Origin of the sequence: Sphingomonas sp. 8AM (assembly GCF_902506455.1) — a bacterium.
Taxonomy (GTDB): Bacteria; Pseudomonadota; Alphaproteobacteria; order Sphingomonadales; family Sphingomonadaceae; genus Sphingomonas.
Map to the genome: position 1 here is coordinate 3,400,881 of NZ_LR733844.1, position 25,526 is coordinate 3,426,406.

Annotated in this window: 18 protein-coding genes; 10 read left to right on the plus strand and 8 right to left on the minus strand. The window is 67.5% G+C overall.

Annotated features, from left to right (window positions below):
* Window positions 1-116: 116 nt before the first annotated feature.
* Window positions 117-2,786 carry a DUF5695 domain-containing protein gene (locus BACI71_RS15970; protein ID WP_159760282.1) on the minus strand — a complete coding sequence of 890 codons (2,670 nt, stop codon included), beginning with the start codon at window positions 2,784-2,786 and terminating at the stop codon, window positions 117-119.
* A gap of 106 nt (window positions 2,787-2,892) precedes the next feature.
* On the opposite strand from BACI71_RS15970, the gene BACI71_RS15975 reads away from it, so the two are divergent.
* From BACI71_RS15975 to BACI71_RS15995, 5 genes are all read left to right on the plus strand, one after another.
* Window positions 2,893-5,232, plus strand: a complete 2,340-nt coding sequence (locus BACI71_RS15975; RefSeq protein WP_236553015.1) for a glycoside hydrolase family 127 protein — start codon at window positions 2,893-2,895, stop codon at window positions 5,230-5,232.
* Window positions 5,229-6,254, plus strand: a complete 1,026-nt coding sequence (locus tag BACI71_RS15980; protein WP_159760286.1) for an Ldh family oxidoreductase — start codon at window positions 5,229-5,231, stop codon at window positions 6,252-6,254. Before BACI71_RS15975 ends, BACI71_RS15980 begins: the two co-directional genes overlap by 4 nt.
* A complete protein-coding gene (locus BACI71_RS15985) occupies window positions 6,251-8,020 on the plus strand; it encodes a DUF885 domain-containing protein (RefSeq protein ID WP_159760288.1) in 1,770 nt (589 codons plus the stop codon). The genes BACI71_RS15980 and BACI71_RS15985 overlap by 4 nt, the downstream gene beginning before the upstream one ends.
* A gap of 153 nt (window positions 8,021-8,173) precedes the next feature.
* Entirely contained in the window at window positions 8,174-9,544 is a 1,371-nt protein-coding gene (locus BACI71_RS15990) for a Gfo/Idh/MocA family protein (protein WP_159760290.1), read from the plus strand.
* A complete protein-coding gene (locus BACI71_RS15995; protein ID WP_159760292.1) occupies window positions 9,541-10,317 on the plus strand; it encodes a 3-keto-disaccharide hydrolase in 777 nt (258 codons plus the stop codon). Before BACI71_RS15990 ends, BACI71_RS15995 begins: the two co-directional genes overlap by 4 nt.
* A 103-nt stretch (window positions 10,318-10,420) precedes the next feature.
* On the opposite strand, the gene BACI71_RS16000 is transcribed toward BACI71_RS15995, so the two are convergent.
* Window positions 10,421-10,978 (minus strand): DNA-3-methyladenine glycosylase, encoded by a 558-nt coding sequence (locus BACI71_RS16000; protein ID WP_159760294.1) that lies wholly within the window; start codon window positions 10,976-10,978, stop codon window positions 10,421-10,423.
* Between the two features lie 95 nt (window positions 10,979-11,073).
* On the opposite strand from BACI71_RS16000, the gene BACI71_RS16005 reads away from it, so the two are divergent.
* Window positions 11,074-11,883: a D-alanyl-D-alanine carboxypeptidase family protein gene (locus BACI71_RS16005; protein WP_159760296.1), complete on the plus strand. Its 810-nt coding sequence runs from the start codon at window positions 11,074-11,076 to the stop codon at window positions 11,881-11,883.
* 7 nt (window positions 11,884-11,890) lie between these two features.
* Here the strand turns inward: BACI71_RS16005 and BACI71_RS16010 are convergent, their stop codons facing one another.
* Window positions 11,891-12,241 (minus strand): response regulator transcription factor, encoded by a 351-nt coding sequence (locus BACI71_RS16010; protein WP_159760298.1) that lies wholly within the window; start codon window positions 12,239-12,241, stop codon window positions 11,891-11,893.
* 127 nt (window positions 12,242-12,368) lie between these two features.
* Entirely contained in the window at window positions 12,369-12,863 is a 495-nt protein-coding gene (locus tag BACI71_RS16015; RefSeq protein WP_159760300.1) for a GAF domain-containing protein, read from the minus strand.
* Between the two features lie 203 nt (window positions 12,864-13,066).
* On the opposite strand from BACI71_RS16015, the gene BACI71_RS16020 reads away from it, so the two are divergent.
* The 4 genes from BACI71_RS16020 (at window position 13,067) to BACI71_RS16035 (ending at window position 18,743) form a co-directional block, all read left to right on the plus strand.
* Window positions 13,067-15,187: a putative bifunctional diguanylate cyclase/phosphodiesterase gene (locus BACI71_RS16020; protein WP_159760302.1), complete on the plus strand. Its 2,121-nt coding sequence runs from the start codon at window positions 13,067-13,069 to the stop codon at window positions 15,185-15,187.
* 166 nt (window positions 15,188-15,353) lie between these two features.
* Entirely contained in the window at window positions 15,354-16,487 is a 1,134-nt protein-coding gene (locus tag BACI71_RS16025; protein WP_159760304.1) for a fumarylacetoacetate hydrolase family protein, read from the plus strand.
* The gene (locus tag BACI71_RS16030; protein WP_159760306.1) at window positions 16,484-17,236 is read left to right on the plus strand and encodes an SDR family NAD(P)-dependent oxidoreductase; all 753 of its coding nucleotides are present in this window, start codon (window positions 16,484-16,486) and stop codon (window positions 17,234-17,236) included. The genes BACI71_RS16025 and BACI71_RS16030 overlap by 4 nt, the downstream gene beginning before the upstream one ends.
* Before the next feature lie 109 nt (window positions 17,237-17,345).
* Window positions 17,346-18,743 (plus strand): sugar porter family MFS transporter, encoded by a 1,398-nt coding sequence (locus tag BACI71_RS16035; protein ID WP_159761286.1) that lies wholly within the window; start codon window positions 17,346-17,348, stop codon window positions 18,741-18,743.
* Window positions 18,744-18,963: 220 nt separating this feature from the next.
* Here BACI71_RS16035 and BACI71_RS16040 read toward each other — a convergent pair whose 3' ends face one another.
* The 4 genes from BACI71_RS16040 to BACI71_RS16055 all read right to left on the minus strand — a co-directional run bounded on the left by BACI71_RS16040 (window position 18,964) and on the right by BACI71_RS16055 (window position 25,512).
* Window positions 18,964-21,591 (minus strand): M1 family metallopeptidase, encoded by a 2,628-nt coding sequence (locus BACI71_RS16040; RefSeq protein ID WP_159760308.1) that lies wholly within the window; start codon window positions 21,589-21,591, stop codon window positions 18,964-18,966.
* A 243-nt stretch (window positions 21,592-21,834) separates the two neighbouring features.
* Window positions 21,835-22,650: a tryptophan 2,3-dioxygenase gene (locus BACI71_RS16045; protein WP_159760310.1), complete on the minus strand. Its 816-nt coding sequence runs from the start codon at window positions 22,648-22,650 to the stop codon at window positions 21,835-21,837.
* Window positions 22,647-23,840, minus strand: a complete 1,194-nt coding sequence (kynU, locus tag BACI71_RS16050) for a kynureninase (RefSeq protein WP_159760312.1) — start codon at window positions 23,838-23,840, stop codon at window positions 22,647-22,649. The genes BACI71_RS16045 and kynU overlap by 4 nt, the downstream gene beginning before the upstream one ends.
* Before the next feature lie 127 nt (window positions 23,841-23,967).
* Entirely contained in the window at window positions 23,968-25,512 is a 1,545-nt protein-coding gene (locus BACI71_RS16055) for a DHA2 family efflux MFS transporter permease subunit (RefSeq protein WP_159760314.1), read from the minus strand.
* Window positions 25,513-25,526 lie beyond the last annotated feature (14 nt).

Genomic DNA, 25,526 nt, shown 5'->3' on the forward strand with positions numbered 1-25,526 from the left:
GGGTTGGTGGTGCGCCTTCCATCATCGTCATCCCAGACTTGATCCGGGATCCCGATTTCTTTGGTTGGTCGAGAAGAAGGAGCGGGGCCCCGGATCAAGTCCGGGGCGACGGTGGGTTACTGGGCCGCGAGGGTCACGGTGGTCGCGGTCGGAGACAACGCGACCGTCGTGAAGCCGCGCTCCGGCTTGCCCTTGTCGTTCGCATAGGCCGCGCCGCCCGCCGGTGCCTCAACCGACAGTTGCGCCGCTGGCGTCGTTGCGGTCGCCGGATCGAGCGTCAGTTCGATGCGGCGCGTTGCCGGGAGCCAGCGTGCCTTGGCGATCGTGCCTGCCGCCAGCGTGATCCACTGTCCGGCGGGGGCGACGAACAGCCGCGTGCGCGCGCCGTCGTGGGGGACGATCTCGACCGCCGCGCCGTCCTCGCGCACCGTGCCGCCGAAGCCGAGCCAGCCGAACGTCGCGTCCTTCACGAGATAGGTCGCGGCGGCATAGGCGTGGCCGAAATAGCCCATGCCGTAATCGCCGGTATAGGCGTCCCAGCGCATCAGATCGGGTTCGGAGTGGAACGCCGCCGCGGCGAAGCCCTCGCGGTCGATGTTGGTGACGCCGCCCATGAACCCGCCGTATGCGACGCGTAGCAGATGGAGGTCGGCGGGATCGCGGCGGTAGGCGTCGAACAGCGGCACCGCGTTGAGCGCGGAGCCGTAATGGTGGAGCTGGCGCTCGATCCTTTTCACCTTGCCGCCATACAGAAAGTCCCAATAGCGGCGGGCGTTGCCATTATAGCCCCAGTGCGGGATCGTCGGGTCATAGCCGAGGATCACCTCGCGCGTGACCGCCGCTTCCTTGGGATGGTTGAAGTAGCGCATCCACGCATAGACCTCGGGCTGGCCGGTCGAATCCCACGCCATCTCGCTGCCGAACGGGAATGCGAGCGTGCGCCAGTGATCGGCGCGCGCCTTCATCAGACCCTCGACCTCGTTCGCCTGCGCGGTCAGCCCCTCGCGCTTCAGGTCCAGCAGGATCTCGAGGAAGATCTCGCCTTCCATCTGGCCGAACTGCGCATAATGCGGCGCGTCGCGCATCATCGCGACGGTCGTGCGATAGGCATGGTCGAGGTAGAAGCGCCAATCGTGGCGCGTCACCAGCCCAATGTGGTGCCGCGTGAGCCGGTACAGCACCCAATGGCCGATCGCGACATGCGGATAATTGTACGAGCGGCCGAGATCGTCGGCCTGCTTCTTGTCCCACGAGGCCCAGGTCGACCAGTCGATGCCCTTGTCGTAATAAGAGCCGAACGCCTTGGGATCGTAATAGAACAGGCTCTTTTTCACGCCACCATCCGGCGACTGCAATTTGGCGAGCACGGTTTCATCGACCATCCGCTCCAGCTTCGCGATTTCGCCGGCGTCGGGATTGTCGAGCTGCTTTATCGTCGCGGCGACCCATGCGCCCGCGCCGCCCTCATCGCTCATCCCCGCGATCCATACGCGCTGGTCCTGCGTGACGATGCGGTTTTCCTCGCGGTCATAGGTGAGGATCGACGGCGCGCGCTTGAACGGGTCGCCGGCGTCATCGAACCATTGCTTGGAGGTGCTGAAGTGGCCGAGATCGGCAGCAACCTGTGCGAGCGGCTTGGTGACGTAATAATGGACGCTCTGCACGCTGCCATCGGCATAGGTGATCGCGACGCGCGCGCGGCCCCAGCCGGTGCCGGTCACGCGCCAGCGGTTCCAGCCCTGCGGCCCCGGCACCTTCGTCAGCGTCAGCGCGTCGGCGGGCGTCACCTTGACGTCGCGCACCGGCTGCGACGCGCGAACGAACAGGTCGGCGGGGCTGTCGGTGGGGACGACATAGCCGGGAATGCCGACCGCGACCGGGCGGCGCTCGGCCTGCAAGGTCGGCTCGATGGTGCGGATCGACGGCGCGGCGACCAGCCGCACGCCGAAAGTGCGCTGTCCGCCGGGCGCAAGCGTGAAGCCGGTAGCGGGGTTCCACGGCTGGCCCTTGTCGGCCATCGCGGCGCTCGCAACCATCCAGTCGTAGAAGCCCTCGAACGTCTGCTGACGCTGGGTGCGATCGGTGAAGACGGGGGCGGCGGACTTCCGACGCGCGTCGTCGAGGATGCGATATTGCTCGAGCGGGGTGCGGCCGTCGGGCAGGACGAGCAGCGCCGGTCCCTTGCCGTTGAGACGGGTGACCTGAAGATAGCCGCCGTCATTCCCGATATAGGGATCGACGAAGCTCGCCTGCGCATGTGCCTGTTCGAGCGAGCGATCGGTGATGATATTGTCGAACACCATCGGCATCCCGAGCGCGCCGATTTCGACCGGTGTGTTGCCGCGGTTCGCGAGCGTGAAGCGCAGTACCGGCGCGCCCTTCTCGCGCAGCCATGTCCGCTCGACGGTGAGCGGGAAGCCCTCGCCCATGGTCGCGGTGATGTCGGCGCGTGCGATGACGTTGCCGGTGGCGGGGAGGGCGCGGACCGGTACGCGATGCTGCGCCGACGAGAAGTCGCGCCATGCGCCACCCGCGCTGCGGACGCGCAGGTGGATGTCACCGATCTGGTTGAAGCCGTCACCGCTGCGCGCGGTGGCGCGACCACCGGGGACGAAATCGAACGCCGGCTCGGCGCCCGGCGACAAGGTCCGCAGCGTCTGGCTGGCGGGATCGAGCGTCAGCGTCAGTGCGTCGTTCGTCGCCCGCGCCTTTGCGACTGGCGCCGCATGGAGCAGCGCGCCGCTCGCCAGCGCGGCGCCCGCGAGATAATATGCCAGCCGTAGCATCGCTCACCCTTTTTCTTCGCAGTTCGATTGACTTCGCACCCGCGCAATCTATCGTATACCATATTCCGGGGAGATGGAAATGCTTGTTGGTCGTCGCGCGTTCCTGATGTCATCGGCAACCTTGCCGATGCTCGCCGTCCCCGCGGCCGCACAGGCGGGGGCAGGACTGCCGACGTCGGCGAAGGCGTTCCCGCTGGCGGCGGTGCGGCTGCGACCCTCGGACTATGCGCGCGCGGTCGAGGTCAACCGCGCCTATCTGCTGCGGCTGTCACCCGACCGGCTGCTGCACAATTATCATGCGTTCGCCGGGCTCGCGCCGAAGGCCGAGGTCTACGGCGGGTGGGAGAGCGACACGATCGCCGGCCATACGCTCGGCCATTACCTGTCGGCGCTGGCGCTGATGCATGCGCAGACCGGCTGCACGGAGTGCGTCGAACGGGCCAACTACATCCTCGGTGAACTGACGCATTGTCAGTCGGCGCATGGCGACGGCTATGTCGCGGGCTTCTCGCGCAAACGCAAGGACGGCACGGTCGTCAACGGCAAGGAGATCTTCCCGGAGATCATGCGCGGCGAGATCCGCTCGGCCGGGTTCGATCTCAACGGTTGCTGGGTGCCTTATTACAATTGGCACAAGCTCTATACCGGGCTTTTCGACGTGATCGACCATATCGGCCCTAACGAGCAGGCGATGGCAATCGCAGTGGCGCTGGGCGGCTATATCGAGCGCGTGTTCGCCGCGTTGAGCGACGAGCAGGTGCAGGTGATGCTGGCGTGCGAATATGGCGGGCTCAACGAGAGTTTCGCCGAGCTGCATGTGCGCACCGGTGACGCGCGCTGGTTGCGGCTGGCGGAGCGCATCTACGACAAGCGTAACCTCGATCCGCTGGCGCAGAAGGTGGACAAGCTCGCGAACTTCCACGCCAATACGCAGGTGCCCAAGCTGATCGGGCTGGCGCGGCTGCACGAGATCACCGGCAACGCCGAACAGGCCACGGCGGCGCGCTTCTTCTGGGAGCAGGTGACGCGGCATCACAGCTATGTGATCGGCGGCAATGCCGATCGCGAGTATTTCAGCGGCGCGGACACGATCGCGCAGCACATCACCGACCAGACCTGCGAAAGCTGCAACACCTACAACATGCTCAAGCTGACGCGGCATCTGTTCGCGTGGCAGCCCGATGGCGCGCTGTTCGACTTCTACGAGCGTGCGCACCTCAACCATATTCTGGCGCATCAGGAGCCGGTGAACGGCGGCTTCACCTATATGATGCCGCTGATGTCGGGGGCGAAGCGCGCTTATTCGGAGCGTGAGGGTGAGGAATTCTGGTGCTGCGTCGGGACGGGGATGGAAAGCCATTCCAAGCACGGCGAGAGCATCTTCTGGACCGGCGGCGACACGCTGATCGTCAACCTCTACATCCCCGCTGACGCGACGTGGAAGGAGCGCGACGCGACGCTGGGGCTGGACACCGCCTATCCGTACGACGGCGCGGCGACGCTGACCTTCACGCGGCTCGGCAAGCCCGGGCGCTTCCCGGTCGCGCTGCGCGTGCCGGGTTGGGCGAAGCGCCATGAGGTGCTGGTCAACGGCAAGCCCGCCGATGCAACGCAGGCGGGCGGCTACGCGATCGTGACGCGGCGCTGGAAGGCGGGCGACAGCGTCGCAATCCGGCTGCCGCTCGACCTGCGGCTGGAGGCCACGCCGGGCGACGAACAGACGATCGCGGTGCTGCGCGGGCCGTTGGTGCTCGCCGCCGATCTGGGGCGCGCCGATGGCGAATGGGGCCATCCCGAGCCGGCGATGGTCGGGCAGGATCTGCTCGCCGCCTTCCGACCGGTGGACGAGGAGAATGCGCAATATGCGACCGCGGGGCTGATCCGCCCCGCCGACCTGACGTTCGTGCCCTTCTATCGCCAGTATGACCGGCGCAGCGCGGTGTATTTCAAGCGCTTCACCGATGTGCAGTGGAAGGTGGAGGAAGCGGCGTTCCTCGCCGAGCAGGCGCGGCAGAAGGACCTCGCTGCGCGTTCGGTCGATGTGATGCACCTGGGCGAAATGCAGCCGGAGCGCGACCACAACCTGACATCGGAGATTTCCTATCCGCTCGCCTATCGCGGCCGCAACGGGCGCGACGCGCGGACCGGCGGGTTCTTCGAGTTTGCGATGGCGGTAAAGCCCGGGCCGTTGCTGTTGCAGGCGACCTATTGGGGGGACGAGCGCAAGCGGACGTTCGACATTCTGGTCGACAACCAGCGCATCGCCACCCAGACGCTCGACGCGGACAGGCCGGGCGCGTTCTTCGATGTCGATTACCCGGTGCCCGAGGCGCTGATTAAGGGCAAGACGAAGGTGAAGGTACGGTTCGTACCGCACGACAAGAACAGCGCCGGGCCAGTGTTCGGCGTGCGGCTGTTCACCGCCAGGCAGGAGCCGCGTGCATGAGCGAGGCGCAGGTCCGTATGACGCTGGACGAGGTGCGCGACTATGCGCGTGCCACGCTGACGCGCGTCGGGCTGGCGCCAGCGCATGTCGCAGCGGTCGCCGAGACGATCGTCGCCGGCGAGCGTGACGGGTGCGGGGCGCATGGCCTGTATCGATTGCTGGTCGCCGCGCATTCGGTCGCGACCGGGGTGGTGGTGCCCGATGCGGTGCCGGTGCTGGAGCAGCGCGCGAGCGGGGTGGTTCGAGTCGACGGCAAAGGCGGCTTCGCGCAACTCGCGTTCGAGACCGGGCGCGACGTGCTGCTTGCGGCGACGCGCGCCAACGGCATCGCCGCGCTGGCGATCAACAATGTCGTGCATTTCGCGGCGCTCTGGCCCGAGATCGAGGCGCTGGTCGAGGAAGGGCTGGTCGCGTTGGCGGTGACGCCCAACCATGCCTGGGTCGCGCCGGCCGGTGGCACGCAGCCGGTGTTCGGGACCAACCCGATCGCGTTTGGCTGGCCGCGAAAGGATAAAGCACCGTTCGTGTTCGATTTCGCGACCAGCGCGGTGGCGCGGGGCGAGATTGAATTGCATCGCCGCGCCGGCAAGCCGGTGCCGGCCGACTGGGGCCATGCGCCCGATGGCAGCGACACGACCGATGCCGCGGCGGTGCTGGCGGGGGCGATGCGGACGTTCGGCGGGCACAAGGGCTCGGCGCTGGCGCTGATGGTCGAGTTGCTCGCCGGGCCGCTGATCGGCGACCTGACCAGCGCGGAGTCGATCGCCTGGGATGCCGGGCGCAAGGGCTCGCCGCTGGGAGGCGAGCTGATCCTCGCGCTCGATCCGGCCGGGTTCCTCGGCGCGGCGGCGGCCGAGCATCTCGCACGCGCCGAGACGGTGTTCGCGGCGATCGAGGAACAGGGGGCGCGGGTTTCGGGCGCACGGCGGCACGCGCTGCGTCCGGTCAGTGCGCGAGACGGCGTGCTCGTCTCGCGCCAATTGCTCGACGATATCGACGAAGTGACGAAGGAGAAGGCATGACGATCACGCTCGCGCTGACGCTGTTGATGGCCGCGCCCGCCGCGGCGCAGGCCGCTACCCCGCCCGCCGCGAAGAAGATGGCGGCGCGCGCGAGCGATGCGGCGTTCCGCAAGCTGTCGGAGAGCGAATATGCGTGGCGGCGGACGCTGAACGGCCCCGACGAGGACGCACCCACCAGCCAGAATGCGACCTTGCCCGATGTCGGCCCGGCCGCGCAGGCGGCGATGACGAAGCGCTGGACCGAGACGATGGCGGCGCTTGACCGGATCGATCCGGCGAAGCTGTCGCCGCAGGCGCGTGACGATTATACCGTCTATCGCGGGCAGATCAGTGCCTTGCTCGCCGAGCAGCAATATCGCGAGTTCGAGAAGCCGCTGAACGCCGATACCAGTTTCTGGATGAGCGTCGGGGGCATGGCGCGGGAGACGTATCGCGACGAGCCGGCGCTGCGCCGTTATCTGTCGCAGCTCGCCAGCCTGCCGCGCTATTACGACCAGCAGATCGCCAATATGCGCGCAGGGCTGAAGCGCGGTTTCACGCCACCCAAGGTGACGCTCGACGGGCGCGACAAGGGTGTGGCCGAGATCGTTGCGGCGGGAGCGGGCGAAGACTCGCCGTTCTACGCGCCGTTCAAAACGCTACCCGCGACGATCCCTGCCGACAAGCAGGCGGCGCTGCGCGCGGAGGCGAAGCGCGTCATCGCTGCAGACGTGGTGCCCGCGCATCAGAAAATACAGGCGTTTTTGCGCGACGACTATATCCCGAACACGCGCGTATCATTGGCGGCCTATGATCTGCCCGACGGGCGCGCCTATTATCAGTCTAAGGTCCGCGAGTTCGTGACCCGCGACCTGACGCCCGAACAGATTCACACGATCGGTCTGGCGGAGGTCGCCAAGATTCGCGCGCGAATGCTGGACGTGATGCGTCAGGTGAAGTGGCAGAAGGACCTGCCGGCGTTCCTCAATTATCTGCGCACCGATCCGCAATTCTACGCCAAGACACCACAGGACCTGCTCAACCGAGCGGCGTGGATCGCCAAGACCTTTGATGGCAAGGCGAGCACCTATTTCGGGCGGCTGCCGCGGATGCGCTTCGCGATCAAGCCGGTCGCGCCAGACATCGCGCCCTTCTACACCAGCGGGCGCGGCGGCCCGGGCATTTACATGGTGAACACCTATGACCTGCCGTCGCGCGGACTCTACTCTTTGCCGGCGCTGACGTTGCACGAAAGCGCACCGGGGCACGCCTTCCAGATGCCGTTCGCGATGGAGCTGACCGACCTGCCGGCCTATCGCCGCGACGAATATATCTCTGCCTTCGGTGAGGGCTGGGCGCTGTATTGCGAGGCGCTTGGCGAAGACATGGGGATGTATGAGACGCCCTATGAAACGTTCGGGATGCTGTCGTACCAGATGTGGCGCGCGGCACGGCTGGTGGTCGATACCGGCGTGCATGCCAAGGGCTGGACGCGCGAGCAGGCGCAGAACTACCTGCATGACAACACCGCTTTGTCGAACCACGAGATCACCACCGAGGTCGATCGTTATATCGCTTGGCCGGGTCAGGCGCTGAGCTATTATATGGGCGAGCTGGCGTTCCTCGACGCCAGGGCGAAGGCGCAGAAGGCGCTGGGCGAGAAGTTCGACATCCGCGCCTTCCACGACGCGATGCTCAGCCTCGGTTCGGTGCCGCTGCCGATGATCGACCAGCGCGTCGACCGCTTCATCAAGGATGGCGGGAAAGGACCGTACCCGCTGCCGTGATCTGTCATTGCGAGCGTAGCGAAGCAATCCAGGGTTGGATCAGGACGCCCTGGATTGCTTCGCTACACTCGCAATGACGGGTAGGCGGTTCAATGGGTTGTGCTTGCTGTCCTTTCCGATCATCGTGCCGGTGAGAAAGCGGGAGAGGCATGGATGACGATCGACCGGCGAAGCTGGCTGGGCGGAGCGGCGGCGCTAGCGGCGGGGTTGGGCAGCACGCCCGTTTCTGCGGCGGCGCGCGCACGGCGCCGTGGCGCGAACGACCGCGTCAACCTGGCGGTGATCGGTGCCGGCGGGATGGGCGCGTCGAATATGGCGAACCTGACCTCGCAGAACATCGTCGCGATGTGCGACGTCGATCTGGCGCATGTCGCCAAATCGGTGTCCGATCCGAAGCGCGCCGCGCTCAAGGCCGCATACGACAAGGCCGAGAAATTTAGCGATTACCGGCGCATGCTCGACACCCGCAAGGATCTGGAGGGAGTGGTGATCGCCGCGCCCGACCATCATCACGCGGTGGCGGCGAAATGGGCGATGCAGCGCGGCTTGCACGTCTATGTGCAGAAGCCGCTGACCTACACGGTGCGTGAGGGGCGCGTGCTCGCGGGGCTGGCGCGCGATAATGCGAAACTGGTCACGCAGATGGGCAATCAGGGCCATTCGGGTGACGACGGACGCCGCGCGGTCGAGATCCTGCGCGGCGGCGCGATCGGGCGCGTGCGCGAGGTGCAGGTGTGGACCAACCGTCCGATCTGGCCACAGGGTGTCGCGCGGCCCGAGGCGGTCGCCGCGCCGGCCTCGCTCGACTGGGATGCATGGCGCGGGCCAGCGCCGGTCGACTGGGGTTACAACCCGATGTACGCGCATTTCAACTGGCGCGGCTGGGCGCCGTTCGGCACCGGGGCGCTGGGTGATATGGGCGCGCATCTGGTCGATTTTCCGGTGTGGGCGCTCGAACTGGGGCTGCCAACGCGCGTCGAGACGCGGCACAGCGTGTGGGGCAATCCCAGAAACCCCGGCGACGGCAGCTATCCGTTGGCGACCATCACCTATTTCGACTTCGGCAACGCCCGGGGCGGGCCGATCCGCATGACGTGGTACGATGGCGGGTTGATGCCGCCGACCCCGCCGGGGATGCCGGCGGGCGCGCGGATGGATCCGGGCGGGGGCGTGCTCTACATCGGGGAGCAGGGCATGTTGATGCATGAGACCTATGGCGAGAAGCCGACGCTGATCGGTGACGGCATCGCGGAGCGCGCGCAGGCGGTGGCGCAGACCTTGCCGCGCATCCAGGGCGGAATGGGTGGCCACGAGATGAACTGGATCCGCGCGATCCGCGGGCAGGAGGCGATCTCCAGCCCGTTCGCGACCGCGGTGCCGCTGACCGAGACGATGTTGCTGGGCGTCGTCGCGCTGAAGGCAGGGCAGCCAATCGACTATGACGGGGCTACATCCCGCGTTACCAACGTCGCGGATGCGAACCGCTATCTGGATCGGGAGTATCGAAAGGGATGGGAGCTATGAAGGGTATCGTGCTGGGCGGCGGGCTGTTGCTCGCTGCGTCCGCCGGGGTTGCGCAGACCCCGCAGGGCGATCCGAAGGCGACCGAGCAATGGTCGCCCGCGGTGCCGGTGGTGACGCCGGGCGCGTTCGCGGGCTGGGTCGCGCCGGCCGACGCGGTGGTGCTGTTCGATGGCAAGAACCTCGACAAATGGTCTGCGGTCAACACCGGTGGCGCGGCCGGCTGGACGGTCGCGGACGGTGCGGTGACGGTGAAGAAGGGCACTGGCAATATCCAGACCAAGCAGACGTTCGGCAGCTATCAGCTGCACCTCGAATATCGCATCCCGGCCAACATCACCGGCGAGGGACAGGCGCGCGGCAACAGCGGGCTGTTCCTGGCGTCGACCGGCAAGGGCGACGACGGGTACGAGTTTCAGATCATGGACAGCTACAACAACCCGACCTACGTGAACGGGCAGCTGGGCGCGATCTACAAGCAGACCCCGCCGCTCGCCAATCCGGCGCGCAGGCCCGGCGAGTGGCAGACGATCGACGTCACCTGGTCAGCACCGCAGTTCGGCGCCGACGGCGCGGTGACGCGCCCGGCCTATGTCACCGCCTATGTCAACGGCGTGCTGGTGCAGAACCATACCGAAGTGCGCGGTGGAACCGTCTACATCGGCAAGCCGAAGTATGTCGCGCACGGGCGCGCGCCGATCAAATTGCAGGATCACGGCGATCCGAGCCAGCCGATCAGCTATCGCAATATCTGGATCCGCGATCTGAAGGATTGAGCCTTTACAGTCGCTCCGGACTCGATCCGGGGCCCCGTTTCTTCCGGGCGACCGGGTGAAGAAGCGGGATCCCGGATCGAGTGCGGGATGACGGAGGCGTGGGTCATTGCGCCTTCGGCGCCGGGCGGCTCAGCGATGGTGAGCCTTGCAGGACGAAACGCCACGGCACCCCGGCGGCGCGGGTGATTCCGATCCGTGGTCCGGCGGCGATCGGCGGCGCCGCGGTACGATCGCGCCACGCGAAGGGCGGCGCGTCGAGCGGGACGGCGTCCAGCGACAGGTCGACGCCCAGCGCCTTGCATAGCCGGCCGGGGCCGGCGCACAGCAAGGCCTCGGCTTGTGTCGTCGCGCGCCGGGCGCGCATCACCTCGGTACCCATCGCCGGCGCGAGTGCGCGGATCAGCACCGCCGCGCCGTCGCCGCAGGTGACGTTGAGGCAATGGTGCAGCCCGTAAATGCGATAGACATAGGCCGCGCCCGCCGGGCCGAACATCGCGGCGTTGCGCACGCCCGGCCCGGAAAAGCTGTGCGAGGCCGGGTCATTGGCGTCATAGGCCTCGGTTTCGACGATCGTTCCGCCAACGCCGTCGATCGTCAGCGTCGTGCCGATCAGCGCGCGCGCCACCGTCACGACGTCGCGGGCGAAGAAGGTGCGGTTCATTTGGTCGATATGGTGGCTCGCGACGGCGTGTGAACCGCCGCGCGGCGTTGTCGTGTGCCAAGCGAGCGGTTAGGCCTGCGTGCATGTCGAATGTGTTGCGTATCGCGATGTCGGGGCTGGCGCTGTTCGCCGCCACACCGATGGCCGCCGCCCCCCGCGCTCCTGTATCCGAGATCGTGATCGATGCCGGCACCGGGCAGGTGCTCGAAGAGGACAACGCCGATCGCGAGCGGCCGCCCGCCTCGCTGGCCAAGATGATGACGTTGTTGCTCGCGTTCGAGGCGCTCGATGCGGGCACGCTCCGGCCGGGCACGCTGGTGACGATGAGCGCGGCCGCCGAGCGGCAGCAGCCCTCGAAGCTGGGACTGCGGCGCGGCGGGACGATCCGCGTCGATGCCGCGCTGCGCGCCGTGGCCGTCATCTCCGCCAACGACATCGCGGTGGCGATCGGCGAGCATCTGGCCGGCAGCGAGCGGGCGTTCGTGACGCGCATGAACGCGCGCGCGGCCGAGATCGGCATGACCCACACCCGCTTCGGTAACGCCACCGGACTTGCGCCGAGTGCCGGACGCACCACCGCGCGCGATATTGCGACACTGGCGCGGCATCTGATCCGTGCGGAGGCAAAGCATTACGGACTGTTCAAAACCCGGTCGATTACCTGGGAACGGCGCGTGCGGCCGAACCACAACAAGTTGCTCGGCAAGGTCGAGGGGATGGACGGACTGAAAACCGGCTATACCGTCGAGGCCGGCTTCAACCTCGCCGCATCGGCCCGGCGTGGGGGCAAGCGGATGATCGTGGTGGTCATGGGCGCGCCGACCAGCGCCGAACGCGACCTGCTCGTCGCCAATCTGATGGAGGCCGGCTTTACCGAGCCGCGGCTGCGCCGGCCCCGTCGCTAAGCCGCGCTCAGGCAACCAGCGCGGCGATCCGGTCGAGAAAGGTCGCGATTCGGTCGGGCTTGGTGACGAAGACGTCCGCGCCCGCGGCCAGACAGGCGTGGCGATCGGTCGCGCTGTCGAGCACCGTCAGGGCCATGACCGGGATCGCGCGGGTGCGCTCGTCGGTCTTCAATCCCTCGATCACATCGAGCCCGCTGATGTTGGGCAGGCGGATATCAACGATGATCGCGGCCGGGCGGACTTCCTCGGCCATCTGGTGCACGCTGCGTTCGTCGGCGAGGACGTGCGGGTCGTAGCCGCCGATCCGTAACCATGAGGAATAGAGTTTGCGGTGGCTGGCCGTGTCTTCGACCAGCATAATACGTTTTCGGTTCGGCACCCGTCCTCCGTTGGCAAGCGCGGAGCCGTCCGCGGCCTTTCATGCTTTTAGCTGCCTGCGCTCATCGCGCATCGCAAGCCGGAAAGCGAGAGCCCCGTAAAGGACGTCAGTTCGGCTGGATGAAAATGCGTTCTGCCTCGCGTGCCAGCGCGCTGAGATCATAGAGGTCCGGCATCTGCTGGTGCGGTTCGTGGTCGATCACGCACAGGGCGCCGAGCGGATAGCCGGAGCGGTCGACGAGCGGGATGCCGACGTAGAACCGGATCGCAGGCGTGCCTTTAACATACGGATTGTTGGCGAAACGCGGATCCTGTGCGGCGTCGGGCACGATCAGCGCCTCGCCGGGGCGGTGGATCGCCATCGCGCAGAACGACAGGGCACGTGGCACCTCATCCTCGACCGGCCCACGCTTGGCGATCATCCACTGGCGGGCACGATCAACCACTGAAATGGCGCCGATCGGTGTTCGCGCGACATCCGCGGCGCGTTCCGCAATCCGTTGCAGCCGCTCGTCCCAACGCTTCGACGGGAGATCGAGGCGATCCACCGCAGCCTGACGGGCGGCTTCATCGGCGACGATCATCGGCCCTGTCATGAGCATTCAGGCGCATCCCCTTAATTCAACGTCTTTTTCTTGTCCAAGACCCCATGAGTCAAGCAAAGGTGCATCAAGCAACGCTGAATTTTCGTACATTGAACGTTCAGGCTGCGTCACGCCATGACGCAGGTTACTTGTGGCGGCCCCGATATCGCTCATAAAGCAGTAAGACTTCCTCGTGTACGTCAGACCACCGCGGAGGTTGTGTGCTGCCGACATCCCTATCGACTCGAGTCGCTGCTGCCTTCGGTGCCGTTCTGGTGCTGGGATTGGCGTTGCTCGGCGGAGGGCTGGTGCTGGCCCGCGCGATCTATGCGGAGAATGCGACGCTCGGCCAGCTCACCGCGCTGCTCCAAATGGAGGAGCGGCAGGATCAGGTGCAGCGCCGGTTGCGGCTCGGCATCGGCGAGGTGACGCGGCTTGCGGAGCAGCGCCAGACGATCGCGGCCCCGCAGTGGGCGACGGTCACGCGCGCGCTGGGTGACTTCCATCACGGCAACGCGCATCTTTCGCCGCGCCTGTCAGTGCCATCCGATTTGCGCGCTGCGGTGGCGGAGCGGCGCGCCGCGGAGGCCGACTTCGCGTCGCTCAGCCTTCGCCTGCTTCAGGATACGCGTGACGCGCGGGCCGACATACCGCGGCGGATGCCGGTGTTTCTGGCTGCACTGCGGCGGCTGGAGGCCGCACGCTCCGCGTTGCGCGGGCAGCTGATCGAGCGGATCAATGTCGAGCTGAAGCGCAGCACCGGCGATCTCGCCACCAATCTGAACCGCGCGCTGATCGGTGCGATTGCTGCCCTGGGTGTGCTGCTGGGATGTATGGTGTGGCTGCGGCGACGGGTGATCCGCCCGATCGTCGCCATTGCCGAGCGGGTGCGCCAGCTCAGCCACGGCGAGGAGGCCGCGCCCGACGTTCCCGGCGCAGCACGGAGCGACGAAGTGGGCGACCTTGCGCGCGGCATCGCCGATTATCGCGGCGCGGTGGAAGAACGGCGGCGCGCCGAACGGCGCGTCGAGTTCCTCGCGCATCATGACATGCTGACCGGACTTCCCAACCGGCTGTTGTTCGAGGAGCGGCTGACGCAGGAATTGCTGCGCGCCCCGCGCACCGGCGAGCGCGTGGCGGTCTTCGCGATCGACCTCGACGATTTCAAGTCGATCAACGATCGCTTCGGCCACGCCGGCGGTGACGAGGCGTTGCGGACCGCGGCGCAGTTGCTGAGCGCGTGCGTGCGTGCCAGTGACATGGTCGCGCGGCTGGGCGGCGACGAATTCGCCATCGTCCAGATCGGCGGCGAACAGCCTGCTACCGCCGAGCTGCTGGTCCAGCGCATCCTGCGCGCGTGCGAGGCGACGGCCGGGGATACGGTGCCGGTGCAGATGAGCATCGGGGTCGCGCTTTCCGGCGTCGAACAGGAGGGCGAGGAGTTGTACAACCTCGCCGACATGGCGATGTATCGCGCCAAGGCGGAAGGGCGGCACACCGCGCGCTTCTTCGACGACCAGTTCAAGGAAGAAGTGCGGCTGCGCTGGCGGCTGTCGCGCGATCTGGACGGCGCGGCCGACCGCGGTGAATTGTACCTCGCCTTCCAGCCGATCGCCGATGCCGATACGTTGCAGGTGATCGGGCAGGAGGCGCTGCTGCGCTGGGCACACCCCGAGCTTGGCGACATTCGGCCGGACCGCTTTATCCCGCTGGCCGAGGCGAGCGGGCGGATTGACTCGATCGGGCTATGGATGGCCGATCAGGCGATGGCGGCGGCGAGTCGCTGGCCCGATCACATGACGTTAGCGCTCAACCTGTCGGCGATCCAGTTCCGTCAGCCCGCGCTGGCGCACGAGCTGCTCGCGCTGGCGCGGCGTCACCGGGTCGCACCGTCACGGCTTGAGTTCGAGGTCACCGAAAGCGCAACCTTGCTCGACAAGCGCCGGCAACCGGTGCTGACCGTGTTGCGCACCCTGCAGCATCACGGCGCCGCGATCGTCATGGACGATTTCGGTACCGGCTATTCCTCGCTCGGCAATTTGCGCGATTTCCGGTTCGACAAGCTGAAGGTCGACCGCAGCTTCGTCGCGACGATGCTGGACCATACGCCGTCCGGCTCGATCGTGCGGAGCATTGCCGCACTTGGTGCGAGCCTCGGCATTCCGATCGTGGCGGAGGGGGTGGAGGAAGTGGCGCAGCTGGCGCGACTGCGCGAATGGGACATCCCGCAGGTGCAGGGCTTCCTCATCGGGCGACCGTCGCGCGAGGCGATTCACTGCGCCGACCCGGCGGCGCTGCTGAGCGCGCGCCCGACCGCGCCGCAATGGGTTGCACGATCCTGACGTGACCAGCTGCGGCACGATGCCGCTGCTGCCCGATCGTTCCGGTTGACCCGTGCTTTAACGGGACGCTACCGCTCGTCGGCGCGCTGCGTTGTGGCGGCCGCCGCTTGACACCGGCCACGGGGCGGTGTTGTTAGCGCTATCAAGTAAGAAGGTGGAGGGGATGATGGCGCAGCTACACGACGCGATCGCGTCGGGCTTGCCGCAGGACTGGCGCTCGGGGCGTTTTGTGGGGCGAGCCGCGACGCCGGCCGGCCCGATCCCGCTGCTGGTGATCGCAGGCGAGGCGTTTGACATGTCGGCAATCGCGCCGACCGTGTCGATGCTGGTCGAGGGCGATGACCTGTCGGGTGCCGGGGGGCGGTCGCTCGGCGCGCTTGACGAAGCAGGGCTTGAACTGCTGAGCCCGGTCGATCTGCAATGCGTGAAGGCGTGCGGCGTCACGTTTGCGGTATCGGCGATCGAGCGTGTGATCGAGGAGCGGGCGCGCGGCGACTGGTCGGCGGCGGCGGAGATTCGCGGACGGCTGGAGGCGCGGATGGGCGGGTCGATCCGCTCGGTGGTGCCGGGCACGCCCGAGGCGGCCGAGCTGAAGCGTGCGCTGATCGAGGACGGACTTTGGTCGCAATATCTGGAGGTTGCGATCGGTCCTGACGCAGAGGTCTTCACCAAGGCACCGGTGCTGGCCACGGTCGGGGCGGGGGCGGAGATCGGTATTCGCTCGGATTCACACTGGAACAATCCCGAGCCCGAGGTCGCGCTGCTGGTGGACAGCCGTGGCGAGGCGATCGGTGCGACGCTGGGTAACGATGTGAATCTGCGCGATTTCGAGGGGCGGTCGGCGCTGCTGCTCGGCAAGGCGAAGGACAATAATGCGTCCTGCTCGCTGGGGCCGCTGGTGCGGTTGTTCGATGACGGGTTCACGATTGACGACGTGCGGCATGCCGAAGTGCGGCTGAACATTCACGGCGAGGACGGTTACGACCTCGACGGGGTCAGCAACATGGCCGAAATTAGCCGCGATCCGCTCGACCTGGTGCGCCAGACTCTCTCGGAACACCAGTATCCGGACGGCTTCGTGCTGTTCCTGGGCACGTTGTTCGCGCCGGTGCAGGATCGCGACGAGCCGGGCCGCGGCTTCACGCACAAGGTCGGCGATGTCGTCACGATCGAGAGCGCGAAGCTGGGCCGGCTCACCAACCGGGTCGTGACGTCGAAGGACGCCGCGCCGTGGACCGACGGGATCGGCGCGCTGTTCCGCAATCTGGCGCAGCGCGGGTTGCTGGAGACGGCCAAGTGAGCGGTCGCGCGAACTATCCTTCGCTGGCGGGCAAGCGCGTTCTCATCACCGGTGGCGCGACCGGAATCGGTGCCGGGCTGGTCGAGGCGTTCGCCGCGCAGGGGTCGCATGTCGCGTTCGTCGATGTGGCGGAGGAAGCGGGACAGGCGCTCGCCGAGCGGCTGGGCGCGCAGACGCATTTCCAGCGCTGCGATCTGACCGATGTCGCGGCGCTGCCGGCGACGATCGGCGCGCTGGTTGAAAAGCTCGGCGGGCTCGACGTGCTCGTCAACAATGCCGCCAACGACGATCGCCACACGATCGCCGAGGTCACGCCCGCCTATTGGGACGACCGGATGGCGGTAAACCTGCGGCATCTGTTCTTCGCCGCGCAGGCGGCGGTGCCGCACCTGAAGGCGGCGGGCGGCGGCGCCATCGTCAATTTCGGGTCGATCAGCTGGCACCTCGGGCTACCCGAGCTGGTGCTCTACCAGACCGCCAAGGCGGCGATCGAGGGGATGACGCGCAGCATGGCGCGCGATCTGGGGCGCGACAACATCCGCGTCACCACGATCGTGCCGGGCAACGTGCAGACTCCGCGGCAGGAGAGATGGTACACGCCCGAGGGCGAGGCGGAGATCGTCGCGGCGCAATGCCTCGACGGGCGCATCCAGCCCGCCGATGTCGCGGCGCTGGCGCTGTTCCTCGCATCGGACGACGCGCGGATGTGCACGGGGCACGAATATTTCGTCGATGCGGGCTGGCGCTGACCGGACCCCGCGGACGCATCGAATCAATAAGTAAAACAAACACAGGAGCGGGATGGGCATGGCGATGGTGATGATGGAGCCGGGCGGACCGGCGGATCGCGACGCCGCGATGGGACAGGTGAACATAGGCTTCATCGCCGCGATCGTCGCGGTGGCGACGATCGGCGGCTTCATGTTCGGTTACGACTCAGGCGTCATCAACGGCACGCAGAAGGGGCTGGAAAGCGCCTTCGACCTCGGCAAGCTGGGGATCGGTGTCAATGTCGGCGCGATCCTGATCGGTTCGTCGATCGGCGCGTTCGGCGCGGGGCGGCTGGCCGACCGGATCGGGCGGCGCGGCGTGATGATGGGCTCGGCGTTCCTGTTCCTCGTCAGCGCGCTGGTCGCGGGCGCGGCGTCGTCGTCGGTGATCTTCATTCTCGCACGGATCGTCGGCGGGCTGGGCGTCGGCGCGGCGAGCGTCATCTCGCCGGTTTATATCTCCGAGGTGACGCCGGCGGCGATCCGCGGGCGGCTCTCCAGCCTGCAGCAGGTGATGATCATCACCGGGCTGACCGGCGCATTCGTCGCCAACTTCGCGCTGGCACGCTACGCTGGCGGGTCGACCGCGAGCTTCTGGTTCGGCTTCACGGCGTGGCGGTGGATGTTCTGGCTGCAGGCGATCCCGGCGCTGGTGTACCTGATCGCGCTGACCGTGATCCCGGAAAGCCCGCGCTATCTGGTCGCGCGCGGGCGTGACGACGAGGCGCACAAGGTGCTGACGCGCTTGTTCGGTACCGCCGAGGCCGATCGCAAGGTCGGTGAGATCCGCGGCAGCCTCGCCGCCGATCATCACCGTCCCAAGCTGTCGGACCTGAAGGATCGCACCACCGGCAAGATCCGCCCGATCGTCTGGGCGGGGATCGGGCTGGCGGTGTTCCAGCAGCTCGTCGGGATCAACGTCGTCTTCTATTATGGCGCGACTTTGTGGGAGGCGGTCGGCTTCTCCGAGGATTATGCGTTGCAGACCAACATCCTGTCGGGTGTGCTGTCGATCGCGGCGTGCGTGTTCACGATCTTCACCGTCGACCGGATCGGGCGCAAGCCGCTGCTGCTGATCGGATCGGCGGGCATGGCGGTGACGCTGGCGGTGGTCGCCTGGGCGTTCTCGACCGCGGTCACCGATGCGGCGGGCGCGGTGAGCCTGCCGGGTAACAACGGCGTGATCGCGCTGGTCGCGGCGAACCTGTACGTGATCTTCTTCAACGCCAGCTGGGGCCCGGTGATGTGGGTGATGCTGGGCGAGATGTTCCCGAACCAGATCCGTGGTTCGGGGCTGGCGGTCGCCGGCTTCGCGCAGTGGATCGCCAATGCGGCGATCTCGGTGAGCTTCCCGGCGCTGGCGGTCTCGCCGGGGCTGGCGGTGACCTATACCGGCTATGCGGTGTTCGCGGCGATCTCGTTCTTCTTCGTGCGCAAGATGGTGCACGAGACTCGCGGGCGCGAGCTGGAGGATATGCAGGGGTGAGGTTGCGCTCCTTGCGGTGACAAAGAGGCGGGCGGTCGCTGATGCGGCCGCCTTCTTTTTATGGGTTTCGTCATTGCGAGCGTAGCGAAGCAATCCAGGGCGTCCTGGTCCAACACTGGATTGCTTCGCTGCGCTCGCAATGACGATGAAGGCTACGGCTCGCCGCCGTTTCGGAGAAGAAGCGGGGCCCCGGATCAAGTCCGGGGCGACGAGAGGCTGATCAGCCCGCCTTGGTCAGCACCGCTTCGATCTCCGCGCCCTTGGCGGCCTTGAGCGCGACGCACTGGTTGATCGCGTCGAGCGTCTGGCCGAGTTCGAGCGCGCCGCCGCCGAGCACTGCCAGCTTGGGGCGGAACAGCGCCTCGACCGCGGCGGCCTTATCGGCGCTGCAATAGCCCGCGAACGACAACGGCAGGCGCGGGCGGCTGAAGGCGGGGATGGTGCCGGCGATCGCGTCGAAATTCTGCTGCAGGCGCGCGAACACCGCGTCGCGTCCGGCCGGGCGAACGGGCAGGGTGCGCAGGATCGCGACGCGCTCGCTCGATTGCAGTGCCTGATCCCCGGTCAGCGCCAGCGCGCGGGTGACAGCCGCGGGGGTGTCGGCCGCACCCAGCGCGCGCACCGCCTGCTGGCGGAACAGCGGATCGGTGCTGCCGATCAGCGCGGCGCGCAGCTTGTCCATGAACGGCACGCCGAGTTCCTGCACCGCCGCGACGAACGCGACCGCGCGATAGCTCGGGTCAAGCGCCTGCGCGTCGCCGACGAGGGACGCCTGTGCGGCGGTGGTGAGCTGCCGGCGCACCTCGGCGTCTTTCGCAACGAAGGCGGCATAGGAAACGAGCGACTGGCGCAACTGGCTCTGCCCGGTTTCCTCGCCGGCATAGGCGCCGGTGGTCAGCTTGAGCGCGCCGAGGCTGCGCAGGCGTGGGAGCGACAATTCGCCGGCCAGGCGACGCAGCCCCGCGTCGGCGGCGGGGGTGAGGCCGAAGCGCTCGACGCCGTCGATCGCCGAGGGAAGCAGCAAGGTCGCCGAGCGCTCGCGATGGTCGGCGAGGATGCGCGCGCTCGACACGACGCGCGCGAAGCCGGCGTTGCCGGCGGCAAAGTCCGCCCACAGGCTGTCGGCGGCGGCCATCGCCTCACGCGCGGGCAGTGCGGCAGCGCCTGCCATCAGCGTCTGCCACCCGGCATCGTCAAGGCTGTAGCGCCAATAGCCCGCGCCATCGGCGTTGGGGACCGCCAGGCCGCTGCCCTTGAGCGCGAGCGTGCCGGTGGCGCCGGTCAGGAGGGTGCAGCTGCGCACCTCGCCTTGCCTAGCGCAGACCGGCACGTTCCACGTCTGCGGTGCGACCGCGGCGACGCCGATCGGGCGATAGCGTGCCTGTGCGACGCGCCAGCCGGTGCCGTCCTGCCGGATGCTGATGACCGGCACGCCGGTCTGCTCGACGAAGCTGCGGAACACCGGAACGACGCCGGCGTCGCCCGAGCCCTTGGCCATCGAGGCGAAGAAGTCGTTGGCGTCGGCATTGCCGTAGCGGAAGCGGTTGAGGTGATATTGCACGCCGCGGCGGAAGCGATCGGGGCCGAGATAGCGTTCGACCATCGTCAGCACCTGACCGCCCTTCTGATAGGTGATCGAGTCGAAGGCGCTGGAGACTTCGTCGCTGCGCTTGATCTCCTGCCGGATCGGACGGCCGACCGACTGGCTGTCGGTGTCCATCGCCGCCAACGCTTCGGCGAGCTGGCCGACCTCGGTGCCGAGCCCCGGTTGCCACAATTCGCCGACGCGATTGCCGGCCCATTCGGCGAAGCTCTCGTTGAGCCAGATGTCGGTCCACCACGTCGGGGTGACGAGATCGCCGAACCATTGGTGTGCGAGTTCGTGCGCGACGACCATGCCGAAGTCGCTGCGCTGCCGTGCCGGGGCGTCCGGCGACAGCAACAGCAACGTGTCGTTGTAGGTGACGAGCCCGGCATTCTCCATCGCGCCGCTCATCACCGGCGAGGCGATCTGGTCGAGCTTCTCGAACGGATAGGCGATGCCGAAATAGTCCTCGTGGAGCGCGAGGATCTTCGGCCCTTCGCTTGCGGCGAGTTGCAGGCGGGCTGTCTGCCCCTTGGTGGCGATCGCGCTGTAGGGGAGCGCGGTCTTGCGGACCGCATTGGCGGGCGCGTTGCCGGGGACGACGTCGAACGCGCCGACGGCGAGCGCGACCAGATAGGTCGGGAGCGGCTTTGATGCCGCGAATTTATGGACGGTCAGCCCGCCGCCGGCGGTGCCGTGCGCGACCTCGGGGGTGTTGGCGAAGACCTTCTGCGCGGTCGGCGCGGTGATCGTCAGCGTGAACGGCGTCTTGAAGCCGGGCTCGTCGAAGGACGGGAACATGCGGCGTGCGTCGATCGGCTCGAACTGCGTCCAGGCGTACCATTCGTCGCCGACCCTGGCGCGGTACAGCCCCTCGCCGCCGGTCATGAACGGCGCGTCATAGTCGAAGGCCAGCGTGACGCGGCCGGCGGGCAGTTCGCCGTCGAAGTCGAGGCGTGCGACGCCCGAGGCATCGACCTGCGTGTAGCGCGCGGTCAACGTGCGCTTGCCGGCGGTGGCGGTGACGCGGGTGACGGCCAGGTCGTTCCCGTGCAGGTAGAGCGAGCGCGTGGCGCGCGCGACCTGCGTGTCGATCTCGGTGTGGCCGGTAAAGCGTGCTTGCGTCGGGTCGATAGTCAGCGCGAGGCGATAGGCGGTCGGGCGCGCGGCATCGGTGAGGCGGCCGAGCGGCACCTCGGGCGTCTGGGCGGTAGCGGGCACGGCGAACAGCAACGCCGCGGAGGCGAGCAGCAAGGTCTTCATCGGATCAATCCCCTTCTCGGGGCGGGTCGTAACAGCCGCGACGACCGGAGGGTAGCGGGATGCTGGCGACGATGGCCATTCGGCTGCTTATGCTTGGGCCCGATTTCCATCGACCGGCTCCCTCGTTCGTCGCCCCGGACGTGATCCGGGGCCCCGCTTCTTCGGCAACCGCGGTAAAAGCGGGATCCCGGATCACGTCCGGGATGACGAGAGAAGGCGGGCACCCGGTCGGTTGGATCCGGTCTACAGGTGCGTGCGAACCGCCCATAGTTCGGGGAACAGCTCGACCTCGAGCATCCGGCGCAGGTACGACACGCCGGCGGTGCCGCCGGTGCCGCGCTTTAGTCCGATCACGCGCTCGACGGTAGTGACGTGGTTGAAGCGCCAGCGGCGGAAGTAATCCTCGAGGTCGACGAGCTTCTCGGCAAGTTCGTAAAGCGGCCAGTGCGCCTGCGGGTCGCGGTAGACCGTCGCCCAGGCGGCGGTGATCGCGTCGTTCGGGGCGTGCGGGGTGCGCCAGTCACGTGCGGGGTCGGCGAGCAGCCCGGCGGCGTGGAGGCGGGTGAGCGCGGCGTCGTAGATGCTGGGCGGGGCGAGGATCGCCTCCAGCCGCGCGAGCGTGACCGGGCGGTGGCGGTGTGGACCGAGCGTCGCGGCGGTACGGTTGCCACAGAGATATTCGATTGCACGATACTGCCACGACTGGAAGCCTGAGGACTGGCCGAGCGCGTCGCGGAAGGTGGTATAGTCGCTGGGCGTCATCGTGCGCAGCACGTCCCACGCGCCGTTGAGCTGTTCGAGGATGCGCGACACGCGCGCCAGCAGCTTGAACGCCTCCGGCAGCGCGCCCGACAGGATCGCGTCGCGCGCGCTTTCGAGTTCGTGCACCGCCAGCTTCATCCATAATTCGCTGGTCTGGTGCTGGATGATGAACAGCAGTTCGTCGTGCGCGTCGCTGCGTGGGTGCTGCACGTCGAGGACGCGATCGAGCGCGAGATAGTCGCCATAGCCCATGCGCTCGGCGAAATTGAGTTCGGCGTCGTGGTGGGTGTCGGTCATGTCACGTTCGCGCGGTGGTGGAAATGCGGCTGGTCCCATTCGCCGGTGGCGAGGATGTCGGCGAGGATCGTGGCGGCCTGCGCGACGTCTTCCTCGGTCAGATACAAGGGCGTGAAGCCGAAGCGCAGCACGTCGGGCGCGCGGACGTCGCCGATCACGCCGCGCGCGATCAGCGCTTGCATCACGGGATAGGCGTGGGGATGCATGAAGCTGACCTGGCTGCCGCGCGCCTGTGGGTCGCGCGGGGAGGCCAGCGTGAGTTGCGGGCAATGCGCCTCGACGTCGCGGATGAAGCGCTCCGACAGGCGGATCGAGGCGGCGCGCAGGTCGGCCATGTCGACCTCGTCCCACGCATCGAGCGCGGCGTCGAGGATCGACAGCGCGACGATCGGCGGGGTGCCGACGCGCATCCGCTCGACACCGGGGGCGGGGCGGTAGCCGCGCTCGAACGCGAACGGCGCGTCATGCCCGAACCAGCCGGCGAGGATCGGCTGTGCGACGTTCGCGTGCTCGGGGGCGACGTGAATGAAGGCGGGGGCGCCGGGGCCGCCATTGAGATATTTGTAGGTGCAGCCGACCGCGAAATCGGCGTGCGCCGCGGTGACGTCGATCGGGAGCGCGCCCGCGGAATGTGCTAGATCCCAGACGGTCAGCGCGCCGGCGGCGTGGGCGCTCGCGGTGAGCGCGGCCATGTCGTGGAGGCGGCCGGTGCGATAATCGACCTGCGTGAGCATCACGACTGCGACACTCTCATCGATCGCGGCGGCGACGGCTTCGGGGGCGACGACCTTGACCTCAAGGCCGCGGTTCAACGCCTGCGTCAGGGCATCGGCGATATAGAGATCGGTCGGGAAATTGCCGGTGTCGGAGAGGACGACGCGCCGTTCCGGGCGGAGCGCCAGCGCGGCGGCGAGCGCCTGAAAGACCTTGATCGACAGCGTGTCGCCGGTGGTGACGGTGCCACCGGGCGCGCCGATCAGCCGCGCGATCCGGTCGCCGACGCGCGCGGGCAGGGTGGTCCAGTCGGCGTCGTTCCATGCGCGAATCAGGCGGTCGCCCCATTCGGCGCGGAGCACCTGTACGGCGCGTGCCTCGGCGGCGAGCGGCAGCGGGCCGAGCGAGTTGCCGTCGAGGTAGATGACGCCTTCGGGCAGGTGGAAGAGCGCGCGGGTGGCGGCGAAGTCGGTCATGCCGGCAGGGTAGGATCGTTGCAGGCGTTACGGAAGCCCCTCGTCATTGCGAGCGCAGCGAAGCAATCCAGCGCCGGATCAGGACGCCCTGGATTGCTTCGCTGCGCTCGCAATGACGGACGGAGTCTCAGTCCGCTGCGACCGGTCCGTGCTGCGGCTTCGGCCGGCGACACAGCCAGATCGGCACGATCAGCACCGCGGCCAGCCATGCCGACAGCCGGAACAGGTCGGTCGAGGACAGCAGATATGCCTGCCCGACCATCTGTCGCGTCACTGCGGCGGCGGCTTGCTGCGTGCTCATGCCGAGCTTCGCCAAATTCTCCGCCGCCATCTGCCAGCCGATGCCGTTGCCGATCGCCTCGGCCAGCCGCGACTGGTGGAGCGCCTCGCGGCGGTCCCACGCGGTCGAGATCAGCGAGGCGGCGAACCCGCCCGCGACGATCCGGCCGAAGTTCGAGATGCCGGTCGCCGAGGGGATCTTCTCGGGCGGGATGCCGTCGAGCAGGATCGTCAGCATTGCGAGGAAGAAGGTCGCCATCGACACGCCCTGCACCAGCAACGGCAGCATCAGGTCGAAGAAGGTCGCCTGCGTCGTGAACCCCGAGCGCATCCAGTAGCTGATCGCAAACCCGGCAAAGGCGATGGTAGCGAGGATGCGCGCGTCGATCTTGCCCGAGAGGCGCGCAATCAACGGGGTGAGGATCACCGCCACCAGCCCGCTGGGCGCGGCGACCAGCCCGGCCCATGTCGCGGTATAGCCCATCTGGGTCTGGAGCCAGAGCGGCAGGATCAGGATGTTGGCAAAGAACACCGCATAGCCCAGCGAAAAGGCGAGATTGCCGATCCAGAAATTGCGGCGCGTGAACAGCGTCAGGTCGACGGTCGGGTTGGCGTCGGTAAGCTCCCAGATCACCCAAGAGATGAAGCCGATCACCGCGACGATCGACAGCACGACGATCAAGGGATCGTTGAACCAGTCGGCGTTCTTGCCGAGGTCGAGCATCACCTGCAACGATCCGACCCACAGCACCAGCAAGCCGAGCCCGACGGTGTCGATCGGCAATTGCGCGGTCGGCGTCTCGCGGTCGCGCAGCCGCGTCCAGCAGATGAAGGCGGTGATGATGCCGAAGGGGACGTTGATCAGGAAGATCCACGACCAGTGATAATTGTCGGAGATGTAGCCGCCGAGGATCGGCCCCATGATCGGCGCAACCAGCGTCGTCATCGACCAGATGCCGAGCGCGGTGGAGCGCTTGTCGGACGGGAAGATCGCGATCAGCAGCGCCTGGCTGCCCGGCATCATCGGCCCCGACACCGCGCCCTGCATGACCCGGAACAGGATCAGCGACGGCAGGTCCCAGGCGATCCCGCACAGGAACGACGCGACCGTGAACAGCCCGACCGAGGTGCAGAAGACGCGCACCACGCCGAAGCGCCGCATCAGCCAGCCGGTGAGCGGTACCGCGACGCCATTGGCGACCGCGAAGGCGGTGACCACCCACGTCGAATTGTCGCTGGAGACGCCGAGGTTGCCGGCGATCGTGGGCAGCGAGACGTTGGCGATCGTCGAGTCGAGCACCATCATGAACGTGCCGAGCGCGAGCGCCAGCGCGGTGACGCCGAGCCGCGCGCCGGTGAGCGGCGGGGGACCTGACGGGGGTGCGCTAGCCATGTGTTACGCTCCGC